Below are 18,272 nucleotides of genomic sequence, written 5' to 3'. Positions count from 1 at the left end.
TTCTCCGCTGGTCGAGCCTGTCGAGACCACCCGGCGGGGGCTGGTCGAGCCCTGCCCGCTGGTCGAGTTCCCCACGCTGGTCGAGACCACCCGGCCCAGCCTGGTCGAGCTCCCCACGCTGGTCGAGCTTCCCTTTCCGCTGGTCGAGCTTGTCGAGACCACCCAGCGGCGCGTTGAGAACCTCTTCGGAGATGCCGAGGTTCGTGAAGATCACCGTGACCGCGTCGGTGAGCGAAGGCCCCAAGCTGTCGTCCGTCGCCGACTTCTGCACTGCCAGACCGAAAATCGCCGACCAGAACGCCTTGGCCTCGACGCCGATAGAGGCGCGCAACTGCCAGCCGGTGCGCACCAGCTTCTGCATGAGCGCTTCCTCCCCACGCTCGTGCAGAGTGTGCAACGTCGCGGTGATGAACTCGCGCAGGTCAGGCCTTCGCGAGACGAGAAGCATTGCCGTGGTGAACATCTCGACGCCCCGGAGCTCTGGTCCCAGCAATGTGGTCACCAGAGTTTGCGCGTAGTCGCGGACAGTCGGAGTGGCCTCGGCCGCTTCCTCGGCATGGCGTCCTGCGCGGAGAACCGCGGCGCAGGCTACCTCGACGAATAGTTGCTCCTTCGAGCCGAAGTAGTACGTGACCTGGTTGGGAAAAGTGCCCGCCCGTTCGCAGATCTGCGCGACCGACGCGGTCTCACCCTCCGTGCGGAACACGTGGTCGGCGGCGTGCAGCAGTGTCTGGCGAGTCTGCTTCCCCGCGCTACGCGTCGCGCGCTGCGATGTAGAAGAAGCCACGCCACCTCGCTGTTTGTATGACCGACAAGTTTGTATGCCACACAATAAGCGCACCCGACGCCGAGGTCAATGGAGCGGCCCCGGCGTCGAGAACGTCGAGGCGGTCGAATGATGTGACATCCGTTTGAGGATGTCCGAATTGCACTGCTACTTGTCAGTGTGTGCTGGCAAATGCCCAAATCAAGGAGGCAACATGCCCCGTCTCAACACATCGTCCCGGCTCGTCACCCCGGAGTGCCCATACACGAGCGCAATGGCCCTGCGGGCTCGCCTGTCCCGAACTCGAGGCAGGCGATTCCGGGAATCGCAGCCTGGTGTCGGTGCAGGGATCGCTTGCGATGGGGTCCCGAGGAACAGAAGAACGAAGTGGTTACCTCGGACGGCCTCGCGCGAATCGATCGGCTGCTTCAGTCTGGCTGAACCAGACTTCGGCTCGAATCCGGCCGGCATGCGCACCAACGCTAAATGCGACGGCGGTGACTCGGTGGGTCAACAGCACCAAGATGTGGATCATCAATGGCAGGATCTCTGACGTCGCCATCGTGTAGCCCCAGACCGACCTCGCAGTCGGACCGGCGGGCATCCGCATTTCGTGGTTCCCACAGATACACCCGGATTCACCACACCGAATATCCACAGGAAGGTCTCGCTACGCGCATCGCTGACCTCCGAAGTCGTGCTCGACAACGCTCGTTACCCAATCTGCGCTGCTTCCGAAGCCTTCGGTTCATCAGCGCGGCGCGCGACTGCCTTGAGACCGCCATCGACTATCCGCAGTCACGCGAGGTCTTCGACAAGCCGCTCGCCGCACACCAGATCACCCAATCCAAAGGTCGCCGACATGGCGCTGGAGATCGGCAAGGGACACCTGCTTGCTTTCCATCTCGGCCGCCTGAAAGACCGCGGCGAGTCACTGGAGAGAAGGTCAGAACCGGCGAAACTCAACAACACCCGCGAGGCGAGCAAGGTCGCCCGAGAGTTCCGAACCGTTTTGGGTGCCAATGGAATAACTCTCGAGTACCGTTCGGAGATCACCCGGGACTGCGACCCTCGAATGCGGGGTGGCTCACGTGGCAGTGCACAGCCGAGCGGTCGGCCTGCACATTGTTCGGTCTACTGGAATTCCGGCATGACCTCCTTGACGAACATCTCCAGCGAGGTCCGCTTCTCGTCGTGGGAGAGTCCGTTGTCGATCCAAAAGCTGTATTCGTCGACGCCGAGGTCCTTGTACTCGTGCAGACGGTTGATGACCTCGTCGGGGGTACCGATCATGGCTGTGCGATGCAGAGACTCCAGCTCGAACTCGGGACGTTCGGCGAATTTCGACGTCGGACTCGGCTTGAGGAATCCGTCGACCGGCGTGGTCTTGTTACCGAACCAGGCATCGAACGTGCGGTAATACTTGGACACACCCTGGGCGGCGGGCCGCCACCCGTCGGGGTCGTCGGGAGAATGGACATGGGTGTGGCGCAACACCATCAGGTCGGGGCGTGGCACCTCGGGATGGTTGGCGACGGCGGTGTCGAACTTGCGCTTGAGGTCAATGACCTCGTCATCACCCTTCATCAGCGGCGTCACCATCACGTTGCAGCCCTCGCGGACGGCGAAGTCGTGCGAGTCGGGGTCGCGGGCGGCCACCCACATTGGTGGCGTCGGTTGCTGGACCGGCTTGGGCACGCTCGTCGACTTCGGGAACTGCCAGATCTCCCCGTCGTGGGCGTAATCTCCCTGCCACAACTTGCGGACTGCAGGGACCAGCTCACGCAGGTGTTTTCCGCCATCGGAAGCAGCCAAACCCGGTGTCATCCGGTCGAATTCGTACTGGTAAGCGCCGCGGGCGAGGCCGACCTCCATCCGGCCGTTGCTGATGACGTCGAGCAGCGCGGTCTCCCCGGCGACGCGGATGGGGTTCCAGAACGGTGCGATGATGGTTCCGGCGCCCAGACGGATCGTCGATGTCTGTCCGGCAAGGTAGGCCAGCAGCGGCATCGGACTCGGTGCGATCACGTATTCCATCGTGTGGTGTTCGCCGATCCAGACGGTGCTGAATCCACCGGCCTCCGCGATCTGGGTGAGCTCGGCGAGATTCTGGAACAGCTCTCGGTGGCTGACGCTGTCGTCCCAGCGCTCCATGTGTACAAACAGTGAAAACCTCATCGTGTTCTCCTCTCTCGGCGTGCTGACGCGGCAGATGCGTCGTCGCGCTCGGCGATGGTCGTGTCGTTTGATGTCCACGTGTCCCGCGGCACCTGCCGCACGATCACGTGGATGTTCTGCGGAAGAGCGTCCACGGTGCGGATGGCCGCGTCATGTACCTCGTGCATTAACCTCCGGAGCTGGTCGGGTGTTCGCCCCTCCGCAATACTGATCTCGATTAACGGCATGTCAGCTCCTCAGTACGAACGGGTCAGTGACGGCGTCCTCGCTGGTGTTGATCCAGATACTCTTGAGCCGCGTGTACTCCTTGATGGTCTCGGTGCCGTGTTCGATGCCGACGCCGCTGGTCTTGAAGCCCTGTCGAGGCGACATCGGCGACATCGCGCGATACGTGTTGACCCACACGGTGCCGGCTTCGAGTCGTGACGCCATCCGATGCGCGCGTGACAGATTGGATGTCCAAACGCCCGCTGCCAGCCCGTAGTCGGTGTCGTTGGCCAGACCGACAACCTCGTCCTCGCTGTCGAACGGCATGATTGCGGCGACCGGTCCGAAGATCTCCTCACGCACCACCCGCATGTTGTTGTCGACGTCGACGAGCACGGTCGGCTCGTAGAAGTAGCCGCCGAGACCACCGTCGCTCGGGTTCCCGCCGGTGAGCACGCGGGCGCCCTCGTCGCGCCCGATGTCGACATAGGATGCGACCTTGTCCCGCTGCGCCTCGAAGGCTAGCGGCCCGAGTTCGGTGGCGTCGTCGAGGGGATCGCCCATCCGGATCGACCGTGCCCGCTCGGTTACGCGTTGGAGCAACTCGTCGTAGACGGCGCGCTGCGCGAACACTCGGCTGCCAGCGATGCAGGTCTGTCCTGCCGCCGCGAAGATACCCGCGACCACACCCATCGCGGCATTGGCGACGTTGGCGTCGTCGAAGACGATGTTGGGTGACTTGCCGCCCAACTCCAGTGTGGAGCCTACGAATCGGGATGCGGTGGCCGCGGCTATCCGTGATCCGGTCGCGGTGCTGCCGGTGAACGAGATCTTGGCGAGACCGGGATGATCGACGAGGGCCTGTCCGGCCTCGGCGCCGTACCCGGTGACCACATTGACCGCGCCGGGCGGGAACCCCGCCTCGACGGCGAGTTCGGCCAGACGCAGCACGGTAGCCGACGTGTATTCCGAGGGCTTGATGACGATCGTGTTTCCCACGCACAGTGCCGGCGCGAGCTTGCTCGTCGTCAGCGTCAGCGGGGAGTTCCACGGCGTGATCGCGCCGACGACTCCGAGCGGTTCGCGTGCGGTGTAGTTGATGACTGCGCGGTCCGACGTCGGGATCACGTCGCCGTGGATCTTATCGGCGAGGCCCGCGTAGTAGTAGTAGTAGTAGTAGTACTCGGGGAGATTCGTGAGCTGACCATGCATCTCGCGCAACAGTTTTCCGTTGTCGCGGGACTCCGAACGAGCCAGCTCCTCGGCGTTCTCGCCGATCAGGTCGCCCAGCTTGCGGAGCAGATGTCCGCGCCGGGTCTGAGTGAGGTCACGCCAGCGGGGATCGTCGAATGCCGCGCGTGCCGAATGCATTGCGGCCTCGACGTCGGCCGAGTTGCCACGGGCGGCCTCATAGAGTGTCTCGCCGGTGGCGGGATTGGTACTCGCGAAGTACTCACCGGACTTCGGGGCGAACAGTTCGCCGCCTATGAAATGGTCCAGCTTCGTGTGTTCAGACATGTGTGTGTTCTCCGATGAAGGCGGTCAGGTGATTAACGAACTCCTGAGGTCGTTCGACCGGCATCATGTGGCGGGCCCTGGCGACGATGACCTCCCGGCAATCGGGGATGGCCTGCGCCAGCCGATGCGTCATCTCGGGCGTCGAGCCCGGATCGTTCTGCCCGGTGATGGCCAGCGCCGGGACGGTGATCTCACCCAGTTCCGGACCGATGTCGGCGTCGCCGGTGGCGAACACCCGATAGCAGTTGAGGAAACTGGCGTGGTCGGTGGATTCCAGCACCGATCTGGTGCGCAAGATGTGATCGGCCGGTACCTCGGTATCCTGATACCACCTTTTCAGCGATGCGTCGGTCGCCGCGGCGAAGTCCTCCTCGGCGGTGTGCAACCGGGCGAGGACAGCCGCGCGCTCGTCGTCGGTGCGTCGGTAGACCGAACTCACGGACGTCAGCGACGACACTGTATCGGGGTGGAAGCGTGCGATGTGTTGCGCCACCAGAGCTCCCAGCGAGAAGCCGACGAGGTGTGACCCAGCGGGGATGGCGTGAAGCACACCGTCGGCGAGGTCGGCCAGTTTCGTGCCGGGGGCGGCTGGCGGATGGACCCCGTGACCGGGGAGATCCGGCGTGACGATGTCGAATTCGCCCTCGAGTAGTCGCGCAACCGGTTCCCACATGGTGTGGTCGAGGCCCACTCCGTGGAGCAGGACGATCGTCGGCGTGGTCATGAATGAACTCCTACCGATGACGGGCCATCACTGCTCGGTCGATAGCGCGGCGAGTCGCTGCTGCGGACGGCCCTGCGCGGCAGCTGCTAGCGCGATCACGATCTCGTCGGGATGTGGAGCGTCGGCAATGCGCACCTCGACCGTCTGGTGATGCGAACGGATCGTGGCGTCGGTGATGTGCTTGAGCGGGATGTCGAAGACAACGCCTGTGGGACCGCGCTTCTCGACGGCGGGCAGCAGTGTGGTCGCGTTCGCCGCCTTGCGGAAGTGATCGCCGAACTTCAAGGTGTGGATAAGTCCGGAGCCGTGTTCGATCTCGCCGTCGAGTCCGACGATGGCCGCCTTGCCATATGCCTCGGCCGCCGCTCCGAGCGCCTCGAGGACCGAGGGTGCGAGCAGAGCACCGAGGTCGGACGCGTGGGCGTCGATACCGGGTTCGAGGTCGTCGACGAAACCGGCACCTGTCCATGGGTTCTCGATGACGGCCGCGGCGATGGCGACGCGGGCGGCGGGGCTGACCTCGCGGCCGCCCTCCGTCCGGATCTCTTCGACGACGGTTACGATCTTGCGGATCTTCAGCACAATGCACCTTCCAGGGTCGCGAGGGAAACAGCAGGGTCGGTCGAGCGGTCTCCGATCCGCGGATGCGGGCGGGGGCCGGTGGACGCGGCCGCGACGATGACCAGCTCGTCGGAGCGCGGGGCATCGGAGACCCGAGTGGTCACCGTTTGGTAGTGGCTGCGGGTGGCGGCGGCGGTCTTGTGCCACAGCGGTACGACGAGTGCCTCGCCGGCGTCGGCCCGGGTGTCGGCGAAGCAGATGATCGATTCGCCCTGGAGGATCTCGCGCACCAGATTGCCGAAGTAGGGCGTGTGGATCAGGGCGCCGCCGTGCTCGATCTCACCTGCGGTACCCACGATTGCAGCCTTGCCGAACGCCTCGATCCCACCGACGTCACCGATCGCGCCGATCAGTTCGTCGGTGACGACCCGGGCGAGCACCGGCGCAATGCGCTGTGTCTCGGCGGTCAGGTCCTGCGTGGGTCCGGTGCCAACCCATGGGTTGCGCATCACGATAGCGACCGTCGCCTGCTGAGCCGGATGTCTGGGTGCGACGCCGGATTCGGTCACGATCTGCTCGCGATAGACGACCACTTTGCGTATTCCACAGGTGACGTCAGGTTCGTTCTCTTGCATGCCACAGGACGCTAGACCCTGATGTACGCATGGTCAAGGGTTCGCGCTCGCTCGAGCGGCCGGAGATATTGCAATCTTGCTGGGAAACGCCTTCTGAACAGTGAAAATGGTGTGCCTGGTGTTTCGATCGGGGTTCCGAATTGCCGATTTCTAAAGTCGTGACTGCTGTACCTGTTGACAGTCGATGTGATCGCTCTTACATTGCTGTTGCATACCAGAGAGCGTGTAGCGCCTTTGGTGAACACCCGTCGCAGAGAGGTATGTCATGACGAAGCATTCATCGGAGGAGCCCGCTGGCGGTCTCCTCACAGAGACTGCTGACCCCCCCGTGGCCGAGGACACGGAGGTGATCGGAGATGTGGCCGAGACAGAGCCCGCGGGTCGTGGACGCCCGTCGTCGCGGCGGCTGGGTTCGGTGTTCTGGACCGCGGCCGGCGTATCCATGATCTTCATCGCGTGGGCCACGCTGTTCACCGACAACCTCAACACCGTGACCGACGCGTCGCTGAATTGGGTGACCGGGACCTTCGGCTGGCTCTATCTGGTCACCACCCTCGCGATCCTGGTCTTCCTCGTCTTCCTGGCGTTCAGCCCGGCTGGGGACCGCCGGTTCGGCAAGCCCACCGATCGTCCAGAGTTCAGCACGCTGTCATGGCTGGCGATGATCTTGAGCGCCGTGATGGGCATCGGACTGATCAGCTACGGAGTGGCCGAGCCGATCTCGCACCTCGCGACGCCGCCGCGTGGCCTCGCCGCCCCCGGGTCGCCGGAGGCAGCGGTACGCGCCATGCAGTACTCCTACTTCGACTGGGGCCTGCACGCCTGGGCCATCTTCGCTATTGTCGGCCTGGCTATCGCCTATTCGACCTACTGCAAGGGGCGTCGAACGCTGGTCAGCCAACTGTTCTATCCGCTGCTCGGTGAGCGGGTGAACGGTCCCATTGGGAAGGGAATCGACGTCCTCGCCGTGTTCGCGACGCTGTTCGGTACCACCACCTCACTCGGACTCGGTGCGCTGCAGGTCAACAACGGGCTATCGAGCCTCTTCGGCATCCCGGTTAACAATGTGACGCAGGTCCTCATCATCGCCGCGGTCACCGCCGTCTTCACGATGTCCGCCGTCACTGGCGTCCACAAGGGGATCAAGTACCTCAGCCAGGCGAGCACCGGCCTAGCGATCGCACTGTTCGTGTTCGTGCTCATCGTCGGCCCCGCGGTGTTCATCGCGAATCTCTACATCGAGTCGATCGGCACTTGGGCGACTGACTTCTTCCGGATGAGTCTGCAGGGCAGCGCGTTTGGAGACCTCGGCTGGATGCAGGGTTGGACATACTTCATGATGGCCTGGTGGGTCTCCTGGGGTGCCTTTGTGGGGGTCTTCCTCGCCCGGATCTCCAAGGGCCGCACCATTCGTGGATTCATCGTCGGTGTCCTGGCCGTCCCGAGCGTCGTGTTCTTCACCTGGTTCACCGTCTTCGGTGGCGCCGCGATCCATGTCGACATGTTCGAGGGCGGCGACATAGCGACACGCACCGCCGAGGACATCAACAGTGCATTCTTTGCGACGTTGGAGCACTTCCCGCTCAGCACGGTGACCTCGATCGTCGCGATCGCGCTTGTCGTGTTGTTCTTCATCTCCGGTGCGGACGCGAACACCTACGTGCTGTCGATGATGACGTCGGGCGGATCGCTCACCCCGCGTCGCTGGGTGTTGATTCTGTGGGGCGTGCTCACTGGTGCTGTCTCGATCGTCCTGATGCTCGCTGGCGGCCTGAATGCCCTGCAGAACTCGGTCATCATTGCGTCCCTGCCGTTCCTGGTAATCATCGCCGGCATCACCATCGCCTTCTGGAAAGAGTTCCTGACCGATAATCGCGCCCTGCGCGCGGGGGCCGTCGCTGCGCGCGCGGCAGTCCGCGACCTGCAGACCGAGAAGTGAGAGGGTTCGCCGACATGTCCGTGACCATCGATCGAGCCGCACGTATTCGCCAGGTCTGGGATGCCGCCTGGGACAAGGGAAAGGTCGAGGCGCTCGACGACCTACTCAGCCCCGACTACCGTCGGATCAGCAGTTCTGGTGAACTACAGGATCGTCAGGCTTTCAAGGATTCCATCAGCGCGACCCGGCTGGCGTTTCCCGAACTCGTCACCTCGATCGACGAGATCGTCGTCGAGGGGGACACCGCAGCCATCCGCTGGCATAGCAGTGGTACTCACCAGCACTCGTTCCTCGGCGTGCCCGCGACCCGGCGTGATGTCACGGTCAGCGGCGTCACCTTTGCCCATTTCGCCGGCGACCGGATCGTCGACGAGTACGTGACCTGGGATCCGCGTGCGTTGCTCACCGCGCTCGGCATCATCAGTGTCGGACAGGATCAGTGATCACGATGACCCCTCAGGGCTCGACAGCACAGCCAGATGTAGACGTCATGAAGCAGGTGAACCGGCAGTTCGTCACCGGCGTCACCGTGGTGACGGCGATGGATGACGACCGGCCTCGTGGCCTCGCGGTCAACGCCTTCTCCAGCATCTCGCTGGACCCGCCGACGGTGATGGTTGCCGTGCAGCGCACGTCGTCGACGCATGATTGCCTGTTCCGCGCTACCAATCTCGCCATCAACATCCTCTCGGTCGACCAACTCGACGTTGTTTCAGTGTTTGCCACAAAGTCCGATGACAAGTTTGCCGGATTGCATTGGGAGCACGGGCCGTTCGGTAGTCCACTAATCGCGCGGAGCAGCGCTCGGATGGAGGTGGAGATCCGGGAGCGTCTGCAAGCCAGTACGCACACGCTGTTCGTGTGCCGCGTCCTGCACGCCGACGTCAACGACCGCGCACCAATGATCTACAGCGCAGGTAAATTCTTCGACAGCGACGCGCTGTCGCCTCTGAGCTGATGCATCGCACGGCGAACCGAAGGAGGACCACGGTGGGTGTCAACGGGGCAGGTAACGGATCGATCCAGGCCCGACTGGTCACCGAGATCCGACGTCGGATCATCGACGGCAAGATTTTGCCCGGTGTGAATATCTCCGAACTGGCACTGGCCGAGGAGTTCGGAGTCAGTCGCACACCGGTCCGTGAGGCTTTCAAGCAATTGCAGACTGAGGGACTCATCGAGATCCGACCGCGTGTAGGCACGTTTGTCACTGCTCCGTCGCGGCGTGAGGTCACCGAGCTATTCGAGATGAAGGAACTGCTCGAAGGTGCGGCCGCTCGACTCCTGGCGCAGCGCGGACGCGTACCTGAGGTCGATCAGATGGAGGAGAATCTGCGTGAGGCCGACGCCGCCGTCGCACGCAACGACCGGGCCCGGTACGCCGAGCTGGTCGAGGATTTCCACAACCTGCTCGTCGTCGGCGCTGACAACAAAAAGGTCGAGGCTCACTACCGAACCCTGATGAATCAGCTCGCCTATGCGCGACTGGTGCACACCTCACTCAGCCAGCCCGGCCGAGCCCTGCAATCCGACCGCGAACATCATCGCGTGCTCGAACTGATCGTCGCCAAGGACGGCGACAGTGCCGAACGTGTTATGCGCGAACATGTTCGCGCCAGCCGGCAGGCGCTGCTCATCGGGCTCGAGGCCGAACACCACAGGACCGAGGACCTATGACCACCATGCTGACCCGCGCGGTCGACCCCGCCGCAGAGATCTTCTCCGGAGGGGCGACCGTCATCGTCGATGACGATGGCGCGGTGCTCTCATTTCCAGCAGCCGCGGCGACCGCCGTCGAGCTGCATCACGCAATTCGTCTGTCGTCCGGCCTGATTCACGCAGCGATGCCGTCGTTTCTGCTGGATCGGCTGCGTGTGCCGGATCAGCCGGTACTCGCTTCCGAACGGTCCGACGCCACGTTCACCGTTGCAGTGGACGCGGCATCGGGGATCGGGACGGGAATCTCGGCGCACGATCGGGCGCGGACTCTCCAGGTGCTCGCCGACCAGGCGACCGTCGCCGACGACCTCGTCCGCCCCGGCCACGTCTTGCCGGTGCGTTGCGATGACGGTGGCTTCCGCGCTCGTCGCAGGTGCTGGGAACTTGCCGTCGACCTGGTCGTAGCCGAAGGGTTCCCACCCGTGGCGGTCGTAGCGCGTCTCGTCGATGACATCGGCGATGTACTCGATGCCGACGCCGCACTGGCTTTCGCGGTCGACCACGGCCTGCAGGTACACACGTAACGAATGAATGCATGCACCGACTCCTCGAAGCGGATCAATTCCTGATCTGCGTGACAATTCGGCTCGCCAGCCCCGCTGAGTCTTAGCCGGGCTGGCAATCACAACGTGTCCACTAGACGAAATCAACTAAGCTGGTTGCGGAATTCAAGGTGAAACGTGCAATCAATACTGCGTGCCGGTAATTAACAGGCGACATGATCAGCTTCGTCGCTCAGTGACCGTCATGATTAAATGCTCGCTCGCCAGAATCACCCGTACTGGAGGCGCCACCACTATACCCACCCGGCGTCTATACCCACCCGGCGTCGCGGTCCGGTGGGTCCGACCTGGGAGTACGTAAGGATTCCACCGGATCGATTTCGAGCACTGCCGGAGCCGACAAGAAGTCGATCGTGGCACCTGTCATCGTTGATGAGCCGTCCTTGAGCAGAAGGCTGGGCACTAACCCCGAGCGCGTGGATACGGGCGTTGCGACTTAGCGCCACTCGCTGACACGCCCTAGTCCAGACCTTCGCGGCCATCCGCCATTCCGGCCTTGCTGGTGGGTAGTCCCGGCAATCGAACCTGCGTCCGCCGACCTCGACGCAACTCAGGACAGTACTAACGGCATCAGGGCACCTCGTCGGCCACTCGCTCATATACTGTCTCTGCTCGCCTGTCTACGCGCACGCTCGTCTCCAAAGCCGAAAAACTGTGGACAGAATCCTGACAACGTCGAGATAAGCGAGGAGTATCTCAAATAGGCTCGGATATCACTTGTGAGATCCAACGAACTTGTCCGATGCGTCGAACTGCTCACAAATGAGGCCGAGTGGATTGACGGAGAACGCCCGGAACGTGTCGAGACATTTTGTCGCTACCTGGAGATCGGCCGCTGGTTTCCTAGGCCTCGACCACCCGTTGTACGTCCACATCGATGACGAAACAAGGATCGATCGACTCAGCGCCGATGGACCCACATTGGAGACTTGAATCAACGACGTCAAAGTGATCCGCGACCACTGCGACGACGCCGACGCTGGTGAGTCGTGGACCTCGCTGGCTGGCAAGTTTCGCGCGGCCTTGATGAAAGTGCTCCCGGGCGTCTCGGGTCGGCTTCGTGTCAGATACTTCAGTGTCCTTCAACGGGGACGGCTTGACATCAATTGGCAGAGCTGCTTCGTCGTGCGAGTAATCATAAATCAACAGCAATGCGAGCGGTCCCTGGCTACGAGCCGCGTGTGGCTCTCACCAATCGAGAGAGAGGAGCGTGACTACCGTGGGCGCTCGGCCCCGGCGTGCTCAAGCCAACGCCACCTCCCGGTGCCCCGCGACGCTGAACGCGTCGTCGCCGAATGGGTTCGGCCCGCCCGTCGCAAGCGCGGCCAGGCATTCACCCCACACCGGCGCGAACTTGAATCCATTGCCGCTGAACGCTGTTCCCACGATTACGCCGTCGCCGACGCTGTCGATGATCGGCATCTTGGTCGGCGTCCACGAATCCGAATGCAACGACCATCGCACGACGTCGGGGATCAGGTCGGGGATCATGCGTGCCGCCTGCTCACCGATCCACCGGAGTTGTTCGCGGCTCAGCGTCGTCGGTCGGTCGGCCCAGTCGTCGAATGCGTCGAAGTCAATGTGCGGGCAGATCTTGATGCTGTAGCCGTCGAGTGTCGGTACTCCGAAGGCGTGCACGTCGTCGAGGTCACGCATGAATCCGGGGAAGACGTCGGGCGTGAACCGCTCTACGTGGCGCGGCATGAGCCACGTCAACGCAAAGGTCTTCGTCTGCACCACGTCTCGCAGATCGGGGAGCAGTCGAGCAGTCCACGGACCAGCGGTCACGACGACGCGGTCGGCGGTGAACTCACCGCGACTTGTGCGCACGAGAACGCCGTTCGATGTCTCCACGATGTCGAGCACTTCGGTGTCGTAGATTGCCGACGCCCCGTGTGAGAACGCCTGGTCGGTGGCGGCCGCAACGGCCATCTCCGGACGCATGGCGCCGCCGAGGAGGTCGAGTACGCCGATGTCGTCGTCCTCGATGTGGAACTGCGGGAGGCGATGTCGCATCTGCGTAGCGTCGAGAATCTCGTGCGGCAGGTCGAAGTGCTCGATCGATGCGAGTGTCGGCTGCAGATCGGGATGATCCGACGGTGCGACGCTGAGTGCGCCTGCGGGGAGCAGGATGTCGCGTCCGTATTCGGCCCCGAGTTCCTGCCACAGTTCGCGCGACCGTAGCAGCGCGGGAGTGAACAGCTCACCCTCTTTCGCTGCGACGCGGAACAATCGCGACTCACCCGCGTACGCACCCTCGGTGTGCACGCGGCCGAACTGCTCGATACCGAGGACGTCAACACCTTGCTTTGCCAACTGCCACAACGTCATCGAACCGATGGAACCGAGCCCGACGACGATGACCGAATGGTGTGCGGCCACAGAAACATCGCTCATGACAGGGCCGGGCTTTCCCACAGGTTCAGCGGGGTTCCGATGCCGCGCTCCACCGCGTTGCGGTACACGACGGTGCCCCAGGCGACGTCTTCGACGGGCATGCCGCCAACGGACAGGATCACGATCTCGTCGTCGTTGCGTCGCCCCTCGACGGCGCCCGCTGCAACCGCGCCCAGATCGACGAGCTCCTCACGCGGCATGGAGCCGTCGTGGATCATGTCCATGAACTTGCAGCCGATGATGGGAATCGAGTTGTGCGAGGGGTATTCGGTCTCGTCGAACCATGCGTCGTAGAGGCCGATGTTGTCGACGACCTTGCGGACGTCGGATGCCTTGAGTCCCTCGTCGATCTCGCAGCTGGCGGGCATGCTCAAGAACGCTCCCGGCTTGAGCCAGTCGCGGCGGACGAGGGGATAGGTCGACGGGTCGCCGATCTCGCCCGAGGTGCAGTAGGTGACGATGTCGCTGTCGCGCACGGCATCCTCGATGTCGTCGACTTCGATGACCGTCAATTGCGGGTACTCCTGCGCAACCCAACCGGCGAAGTTGTCGAGGCTGCTGCGGCTGCGGCCCTTCACCTTGACGGTGTCGATCTTGGGGCAGGTCGCCATGAACGCGGCCAGCGATGTCCGCGCCATGACGCCGGGGCCGACGATGCCGACGACCTGTGCGTCCTCGCGTGCCAGGAATCGCGCGCCGACACCGGGCACAGCGCCGGTTCGGTACGCCGACAACAGGTTTGCCGACATCAATGCCAGCGGAGCACCGGTGTCGGTGTCGTTGAGCATGAACATCAGAATCGACCGTGGCAGGCCCTTCTCGCGGTTGGCGATGTTGGAGCCGTACCACTTCATACCGCTCGTGCCGAAGCTGCCGCCGAGGTAGGCGGGCATTGCCATGAAACGACGATCCGCCGTGTTCTTGGGCATGGTCTCGAACGGGGACTCGTCGGGGAAGGTGACCATTGCGCCGTGGGAGTCACTGTTGGTGCCCGCCATGCGGTAGTCGCCGGAATGCAGCAGTACGAAGGTCTCCTGCATGGCGTCGACGCACGCGGCCATGTCGGTGACGCCTGCGGCGATCATGTCGGGTTCGGAGAGATAGCGAAAGTCGATGGAGGTCATGGGTTTTCCTGTTCTGTGCTTAGGGAAAGGGGGTCAGACCGCGATGGCCGAGGTCAGGGAGTCGTACGCAACGACGTTGCGGCGTCGCATGATCAGTGCCTGGACTACGCCCAGCACGAGTGCCGCGACAACAAGAGCAATGAAGAAGTCGGCAAGCGACTGCGAACCGCCGATCAGCGTCGGGAAGTTCCAGATGACCGCCACGAGGATGGTGATGAGTCCGATGAACCCGAGCGTCGGCGCGATTACCGCTCGCCAGAGGCCGGCCTGAATGTTGTTGCGGCGGAAGTACACCAGCACCGCGAGGCAGGTCAGTGCCATCAGCACGACGATGCCCAGAGTTGCGACGCCGGAGAACCAGGCGAAGACCTCGAGTTCGGGGTCGAGAGACAAGGCGGCGAAGACGACGATGAGCAGTGCCGCGGTGATGGTCTGCACGAACGAACTGACGTGGGGCGACAGGTGATTCGGGTGCACCGTGCCCAGCTTCGACGGCATGGCCGTCGCCGAGGCCATCGAATGCTGGTAGCGCGAGATCACGTTGTGGAAGCTGAGGATGCACGCAAAGAGGCTCGTGATCAGCAGGACGTTGACCGTCGTCGACGCCCAGGTGCCCAGGTAGGTCTGCGCCGTCGCCATGATCATGCCTGACGGGTCCTTGGCGGCAGCGGCGACCACGTTGTCCGGTCCCCACGCCATCACGAGTGCCCAGGACGAGAAGGCGTAGAAGACACCGATGAGCAGGACGGAGACGTAGGTGGCGCGCGGGATGGTGCGGTCGGGGTCACGGGCCTCGTTGCGGAAGATCGCGGTTGCCTCGAAGCCGATGAATCCGGCGACGGCGAACATCAGGCCGATGCCGGGTGCACCCGACATCACCTCGGACGGCTTGAACGAAGCCATCGAGAGTCCCTGGTTGCCACCCTTGGCCATGATGGCGATATCGAGGATCAGCACGATCCCGATCTCTGCGATGAGCAGCAGACCGAGGACCTTGGAACTCAACTCGATGTGCCGGTATCCGAGGATGCCGGTGAACGCAGTGATCACCAGTGCCCACACCCACCAGGCGATCGACGGTCCGCCGAGGTCGGAGACGCCGGAGGAGATCAGCACGCCGATCAGGCCGTACACCGCTGCCTGGATCATCGTGTAGGTCAGTAGCGCCAGATGCGCGGTGCCGAGTCCGAGAGGCCTGCCGAGTCCGTAACCGACATAGGTGAAGAAGGCGCCCGGACGCGGGATGTAGCGGGCCATCGTGCTCAGCCCCACCGAGAAGAGCAGCAGGACGACGGCGGCGATGACGAACATCGACGGCACGCCTGCGCCATTGCCGAGCAGGAACGCGACGGGCACACCACCGCCGACGACGGTCAGGGGAGCGGCCGCGGCGACCACCATGAAGACGATGGCTCCGACGCCGAGCGACCCCTGCAGGGATCGAGACGAGCCTGGTGAACTGGCGGTGGCAGCGCCGCTATCGATAGATGTCATGTGATTCTCTTCTGCGATCAGACGGGCGACATCGTGCAAGGAATCGTGCAAGGAGATGTCGTGAGGACTGGGCGTCGATGCCCGTGCATATATGTTCTGACCGCCCCGTCGCGGCGTCGTTGCCCCGCGGTAACACGTCTGGACACCTTCGTGGGACGACGCTCGACGCCGAGACCCGTTGCGTGTCACGCCCACAACACCATCGAGTAACACGGCGGAAACACGCTGTGGTTAGCGTCCGCGCTATGCCGGGACCAGCCAGAGATCGCGTTCGTGCGCGACTACGTCTGGGCGCTCGCACCCAGTTGGTCGGGCTTGATCGTCGAAGTCTCGGATTCACCGATGTGGTAGCGCAGTCGGTCGCCGTCATGGCGCCATGCGCTGCAGCCGCAACGATACCCATGCTGCTCGGCCAGGCGAATGCGCCGCTGGTGTGGTGCGTCGTCACGGCTACCGTGCTCTGTGCGTTGGTCGCATCGACGCTCGGCATCTTCGCGTCGCGCGTGGTTGCTCCGGGCGCTCTCTACACCTATGCGGCCAAGGGCCTCGGCCCCTCCGCAGGCGCTGCCACCGCGGCCGCGATGACGCTCGGCTACGGGTCGCTGGCGATGTTCACGCTGTCGCAGACCGCAGCCTATGGGTTGCGGATATTCGGGGTCACGGCACCGTCGACGCTGACGATGTGTCTTGCCGTCGCGGGGATCGCGGCGGCCATGGCTGTTCTCTTGATTCGCGGGGTCCGAGTCTCGGCGCGGGTCGGGCTGATCATCGAGGCCGTTGCGGTCGCAGGATTGTTGACCCTTGTCGGAGTGTTGGTCGCACGCAACTGGGACCACATGTCGGTGCGTTCAGCGGTTGCGGTGCCGACCGGATGGTCGCACTACCTCGCGGGCGTAGCCGTCGCGACGTGCGGAATCATCGGATTCGAAAGCGCCGCAACACTGTCGGTCGAAGCGAAGCGTCCGCTGCGCACCATCCCACGGGCGATCAACGCCTCGCTGTTCGTCGGAGCCGTCGTGGTTCTCATCGCGACACTGGCACAGGCGGGCGGAGCGACCGTGCTCGACGGCATCTCCGCGCTCGGCGAGGGAAACGTCGACGTGCTCACCGAGAGCATCGGGGCGTCGTGGGTTGCCCCACTGGTGAATCTCGGCGTGTGTGCATCGTTTCTTGCGTGTGCGCTTGCAAGTACGACGGCGCTGACCCGAACTCTGCTGTCGCTGGCCCGAGAGAGCGTGCTCCCCAGCCGACTCGGTTACACACATCCGCGTTTCAAAACGCCGGTCGTCGGCGTGGTTGTGAGCCTGCTCGTGATGGTCGCGGTCATTGTCATATCCCTGGCTGCGGGTGCGTCGGAGAGTTCCATGCGCGGCTCGATGGCGGCAGCACCTGCCATCGGATTCATGGTCGCCTACGTTCTGGTCTGCGTTGCGGCGCCTGCCTTTCTGCGCAAAACCGGTGAACTACAACGTCGGACGACGGTGATCGCCGGGCTCGCCGCGGTCGGATTCGGCGGCATCCTCGTGGTGTTCGTCGCGACGAACATCGGCGGCACCTGGGCACCGGGAATCATCGGTGCATTGGTCTGGCTGGCGCTGGCGGCAGTCGGCTACGTGACGCTGCGTCGCATTCGGCCACTGGTCACAGCTCGCATAGGAATTCACGAAACACCAATGCGCTCAGAGGTGTTCAGTGGACACCTCGAGGCCGACGCCGCAGTCAGTGGCGGACCGTCGCGATGAGTCCTGCCTTCGGGGGCGACTCGTCGTCGAAATCGGTGATCAACGCACTGCAGATCCTTGAAGAGGTCGCGACGATGGGGCCGGGTGTGACCGCAGTCGAGTTGTCCAGGCATCTCGGATTGTCGAAGTCGGCGACGTACCGTCTCGTGAATTTGCTTGCGCAGGAGGAGTATTTGGTCCGCACGCCCGACTTGGGCGGCTTCGCGCTCGGCGCCAGAATTGATCGCATGATCGGCGCCGCTGCCGGGCCGCCGGTCTCCGACCAGCTCCGCACCGCTCTCGACGAGGTGCGCGCGGGTCTGCGGTTCGGTGTGCACCTGTTCGGTTGCCACCGCGCGGGGACGTCGCGGGCCAGGCTGAGCCTGCTGGACATTGATCCGGACTACCCGCTCAGTGATCCCGGCAGGCTTCTCCACGATCTGACTGCTTCCGCCGCGGGCAGGCTGATGACCGCCATCGGTTCCGGGCATCCGGCCGCGGCACCGACGCACGCGAGCCAAATCGGTTCGTTCATCCCCAATTTCGGCTGTGTCTCGGTGCCGGTGTGGGGAGCAGATTCGACGCTGGTCGCCGCGCTCACCATCGCCGCGCCCGCCAAGCACATCGAGAACCCGGAGACGCTGGTCCGATTACTTGCCGACCCTGCACGACGGGTCGCCGAGATCATGGACTCCGGCCAGGAGTGAGCTGAAGGACGGGGAATAG

At 63.7% G+C, this 18,272-nt stretch carries 16 protein-coding genes and 2 pseudogenes; 8 read left to right on the top strand and 10 right to left on the bottom strand.

What is annotated here, in order from left to right; genetic code table 11:
• Window positions 1-163: 163 nt before the first annotated feature.
• Window positions 164-787, bottom strand: a pseudogene (locus A5788_RS13280) (TetR/AcrR family transcriptional regulator C-terminal domain-containing protein); the annotation flags it as partial.
• Window positions 788-1,050: 263 nt separating this feature from the next.
• On the opposite strand from A5788_RS13280, the pseudogene A5788_RS24310 reads away from it, so the two are divergent.
• Window positions 1,051-1,808, top strand: a pseudogene (locus A5788_RS24310) (acyl-CoA dehydrogenase family protein); the annotation flags it as partial.
• Window positions 1,809-1,900: 92 nt separating this feature from the next.
• Here A5788_RS24310 and A5788_RS13270 read toward each other — a convergent pair.
• The 6 genes from A5788_RS13270 to A5788_RS13245 are packed head-to-tail and all read right to left on the bottom strand — an operon-like array spanning window position 1,901 to window position 6,589.
• Window positions 1,901-2,944: an LLM class flavin-dependent oxidoreductase gene (locus tag A5788_RS13270; RefSeq protein ID WP_064866008.1), complete on the bottom strand. Its 1,044-nt coding sequence runs from the start codon at window positions 2,942-2,944 to the stop codon at window positions 1,901-1,903.
• Window positions 2,941-3,171, bottom strand: a complete 231-nt coding sequence (locus A5788_RS13265; RefSeq protein WP_064866006.1) for a tautomerase family protein — start codon at window positions 3,169-3,171, stop codon at window positions 2,941-2,943. The genes A5788_RS13270 and A5788_RS13265 overlap by 4 nt, the downstream gene beginning before the upstream one ends.
• 1 nt (window position 3,172) lies before the next feature.
• A complete protein-coding gene (locus A5788_RS13260; protein WP_064866003.1) occupies window positions 3,173-4,669 on the bottom strand; it encodes an aldehyde dehydrogenase in 1,497 nt (498 codons plus the stop codon).
• Window positions 4,662-5,393 (bottom strand): alpha/beta fold hydrolase, encoded by a 732-nt coding sequence (locus A5788_RS13255; RefSeq protein WP_064866002.1) that lies wholly within the window; start codon window positions 5,391-5,393, stop codon window positions 4,662-4,664. The genes A5788_RS13260 and A5788_RS13255 overlap by 8 nt, the downstream gene beginning before the upstream one ends.
• Window positions 5,394-5,420: 27 nt before the next feature.
• Window positions 5,421-5,975: an amino acid synthesis family protein gene (locus tag A5788_RS13250; RefSeq protein ID WP_231894198.1), complete on the bottom strand. Its 555-nt coding sequence runs from the start codon at window positions 5,973-5,975 to the stop codon at window positions 5,421-5,423.
• Window positions 5,969-6,589 carry an amino acid synthesis family protein gene (locus A5788_RS13245; RefSeq protein WP_064866000.1) on the bottom strand — a complete coding sequence of 207 codons (621 nt, stop codon included), beginning with the start codon at window positions 6,587-6,589 and terminating at the stop codon, window positions 5,969-5,971. The genes A5788_RS13250 and A5788_RS13245 overlap by 7 nt, the downstream gene beginning before the upstream one ends.
• Window positions 6,590-6,917: 328 nt before the next feature.
• On the opposite strand from A5788_RS13245, the gene A5788_RS13240 reads away from it, so the two are divergent.
• From A5788_RS13240 to A5788_RS13220, 5 genes are read left to right on the top strand one after another with little or no spacing between them, the layout of a single operon-like run.
• Window positions 6,918-8,528 (top strand): BCCT family transporter, encoded by a 1,611-nt coding sequence (locus A5788_RS13240; RefSeq protein WP_197494523.1) that lies wholly within the window; start codon window positions 6,918-6,920, stop codon window positions 8,526-8,528.
• A gap of 14 nt (window positions 8,529-8,542) precedes the next feature.
• A complete protein-coding gene (locus A5788_RS13235) occupies window positions 8,543-8,971 on the top strand; it encodes an ester cyclase (protein ID WP_064865998.1) in 429 nt (142 codons plus the stop codon).
• Window positions 8,972-8,976: 5 nt separating this feature from the next.
• On the top strand, window positions 8,977-9,486 hold the full coding sequence (locus tag A5788_RS13230; RefSeq protein WP_064869991.1) for a flavin reductase family protein: 510 nt from the start codon (window positions 8,977-8,979) through the stop codon (window positions 9,484-9,486).
• Between the two features lie 32 nt (window positions 9,487-9,518).
• Window positions 9,519-10,205 (top strand): GntR family transcriptional regulator, encoded by a 687-nt coding sequence (locus A5788_RS13225; protein WP_231894199.1) that lies wholly within the window; start codon window positions 9,519-9,521, stop codon window positions 10,203-10,205.
• Window positions 10,202-10,771 (top strand): 3,4-dihydroxy-2-butanone-4-phosphate synthase, encoded by a 570-nt coding sequence (locus tag A5788_RS13220; protein ID WP_064865996.1) that lies wholly within the window; start codon window positions 10,202-10,204, stop codon window positions 10,769-10,771. The genes A5788_RS13225 and A5788_RS13220 overlap by 4 nt, the downstream gene beginning before the upstream one ends.
• Window positions 10,772-12,052: 1,281 nt before the next feature.
• Here the strand turns inward: A5788_RS13220 and solA are convergent.
• From solA to A5788_RS13205, 3 genes are read right to left on the bottom strand one after another with little or no spacing between them, the layout of a single operon-like run.
• Window positions 12,053-13,207: an N-methyl-L-tryptophan oxidase gene (solA, locus tag A5788_RS13215; protein ID WP_064865994.1), complete on the bottom strand. Its 1,155-nt coding sequence runs from the start codon at window positions 13,205-13,207 to the stop codon at window positions 12,053-12,055.
• Window positions 13,204-14,331, bottom strand: a complete 1,128-nt coding sequence (locus tag A5788_RS13210; protein WP_064865992.1) for a tyramine oxidase subunit B — start codon at window positions 14,329-14,331, stop codon at window positions 13,204-13,206. Before A5788_RS13210 ends, solA begins: the two co-directional genes overlap by 4 nt.
• Before the next feature lie 33 nt (window positions 14,332-14,364).
• Window positions 14,365-15,825 (bottom strand): APC family permease, encoded by a 1,461-nt coding sequence (locus A5788_RS13205; RefSeq protein WP_064866206.1) that lies wholly within the window; start codon window positions 15,823-15,825, stop codon window positions 14,365-14,367.
• 245 nt (window positions 15,826-16,070) lie between these two features.
• On the opposite strand from A5788_RS13205, the gene A5788_RS13200 reads away from it, so the two are divergent.
• Both A5788_RS13200 and A5788_RS13195 read left to right on the top strand, forming a co-directional pair.
• Window positions 16,071-17,567 (top strand): APC family permease, encoded by a 1,497-nt coding sequence (locus A5788_RS13200; protein ID WP_064865990.1) that lies wholly within the window; start codon window positions 16,071-16,073, stop codon window positions 17,565-17,567.
• Window positions 17,564-18,253, top strand: coding sequence for a helix-turn-helix domain-containing protein (locus tag A5788_RS13195; protein WP_064865988.1), 690 nt, complete (start codon window positions 17,564-17,566; stop codon window positions 18,251-18,253). The genes A5788_RS13200 and A5788_RS13195 overlap by 4 nt, the downstream gene beginning before the upstream one ends.
• Window positions 18,254-18,272 lie beyond the last annotated feature (19 nt).

The sequence above is a fragment of the Gordonia sp. 852002-50816_SCH5313054-c genome (genome assembly GCF_001665925.1).
Taxonomy (GTDB): Bacteria; Actinomycetota; Actinomycetes; order Mycobacteriales; family Mycobacteriaceae; genus Gordonia; species Gordonia jacobaea.
This window is presented reverse-complemented; position numbering and strand designations above follow the sequence as displayed.

Coding starts and splice junctions, on each gene's coding strand:
- A5788_RS13220 (WP_064865996.1), top strand. CDS start 10,202: ATGACCACCATGCTGACCCGCGCGGTCGACCCCGCCGCAGAGATCTTC.
- A5788_RS13210 (WP_064865992.1), bottom strand. CDS start 14,331: ATGACCTCCATCGACTTTCGCTATCTCTCCGAACCCGACATGATCGCC.
- A5788_RS13205 (WP_064866206.1), bottom strand. CDS start 15,825: ATGACATCTATCGATAGCGGCGCTGCCACCGCCAGTTCACCAGGCTCG.
- A5788_RS13200 (WP_064865990.1), top strand. CDS start 16,071: ATGCCGGGACCAGCCAGAGATCGCGTTCGTGCGCGACTACGTCTGGGC.
- solA (WP_064865994.1), bottom strand. CDS start 13,207: ATGAGCGATGTTTCTGTGGCCGCACACCATTCGGTCATCGTCGTCGGG.
- A5788_RS13255 (WP_064866002.1), bottom strand. CDS start 5,393: ATGACCACGCCGACGATCGTCCTGCTCCACGGAGTGGGCCTCGACCAC.
- A5788_RS13245 (WP_064866000.1), bottom strand. CDS start 6,589: ATGCAAGAGAACGAACCTGACGTCACCTGTGGAATACGCAAAGTGGTC.
- A5788_RS13235 (WP_064865998.1), top strand. CDS start 8,543: ATGTCCGTGACCATCGATCGAGCCGCACGTATTCGCCAGGTCTGGGAT.
- A5788_RS13270 (WP_064866008.1), bottom strand. CDS start 2,944: ATGAGGTTTTCACTGTTTGTACACATGGAGCGCTGGGACGACAGCGTC.
- A5788_RS13260 (WP_064866003.1), bottom strand. CDS start 4,669: ATGTCTGAACACACGAAGCTGGACCATTTCATAGGCGGCGAACTGTTC.
- A5788_RS13230 (WP_064869991.1), top strand. CDS start 8,977: ATGACCCCTCAGGGCTCGACAGCACAGCCAGATGTAGACGTCATGAAG.
- A5788_RS13195 (WP_064865988.1), top strand. CDS start 17,564: ATGAGTCCTGCCTTCGGGGGCGACTCGTCGTCGAAATCGGTGATCAAC.
- A5788_RS13265 (WP_064866006.1), bottom strand. CDS start 3,171: ATGCCGTTAATCGAGATCAGTATTGCGGAGGGGCGAACACCCGACCAG.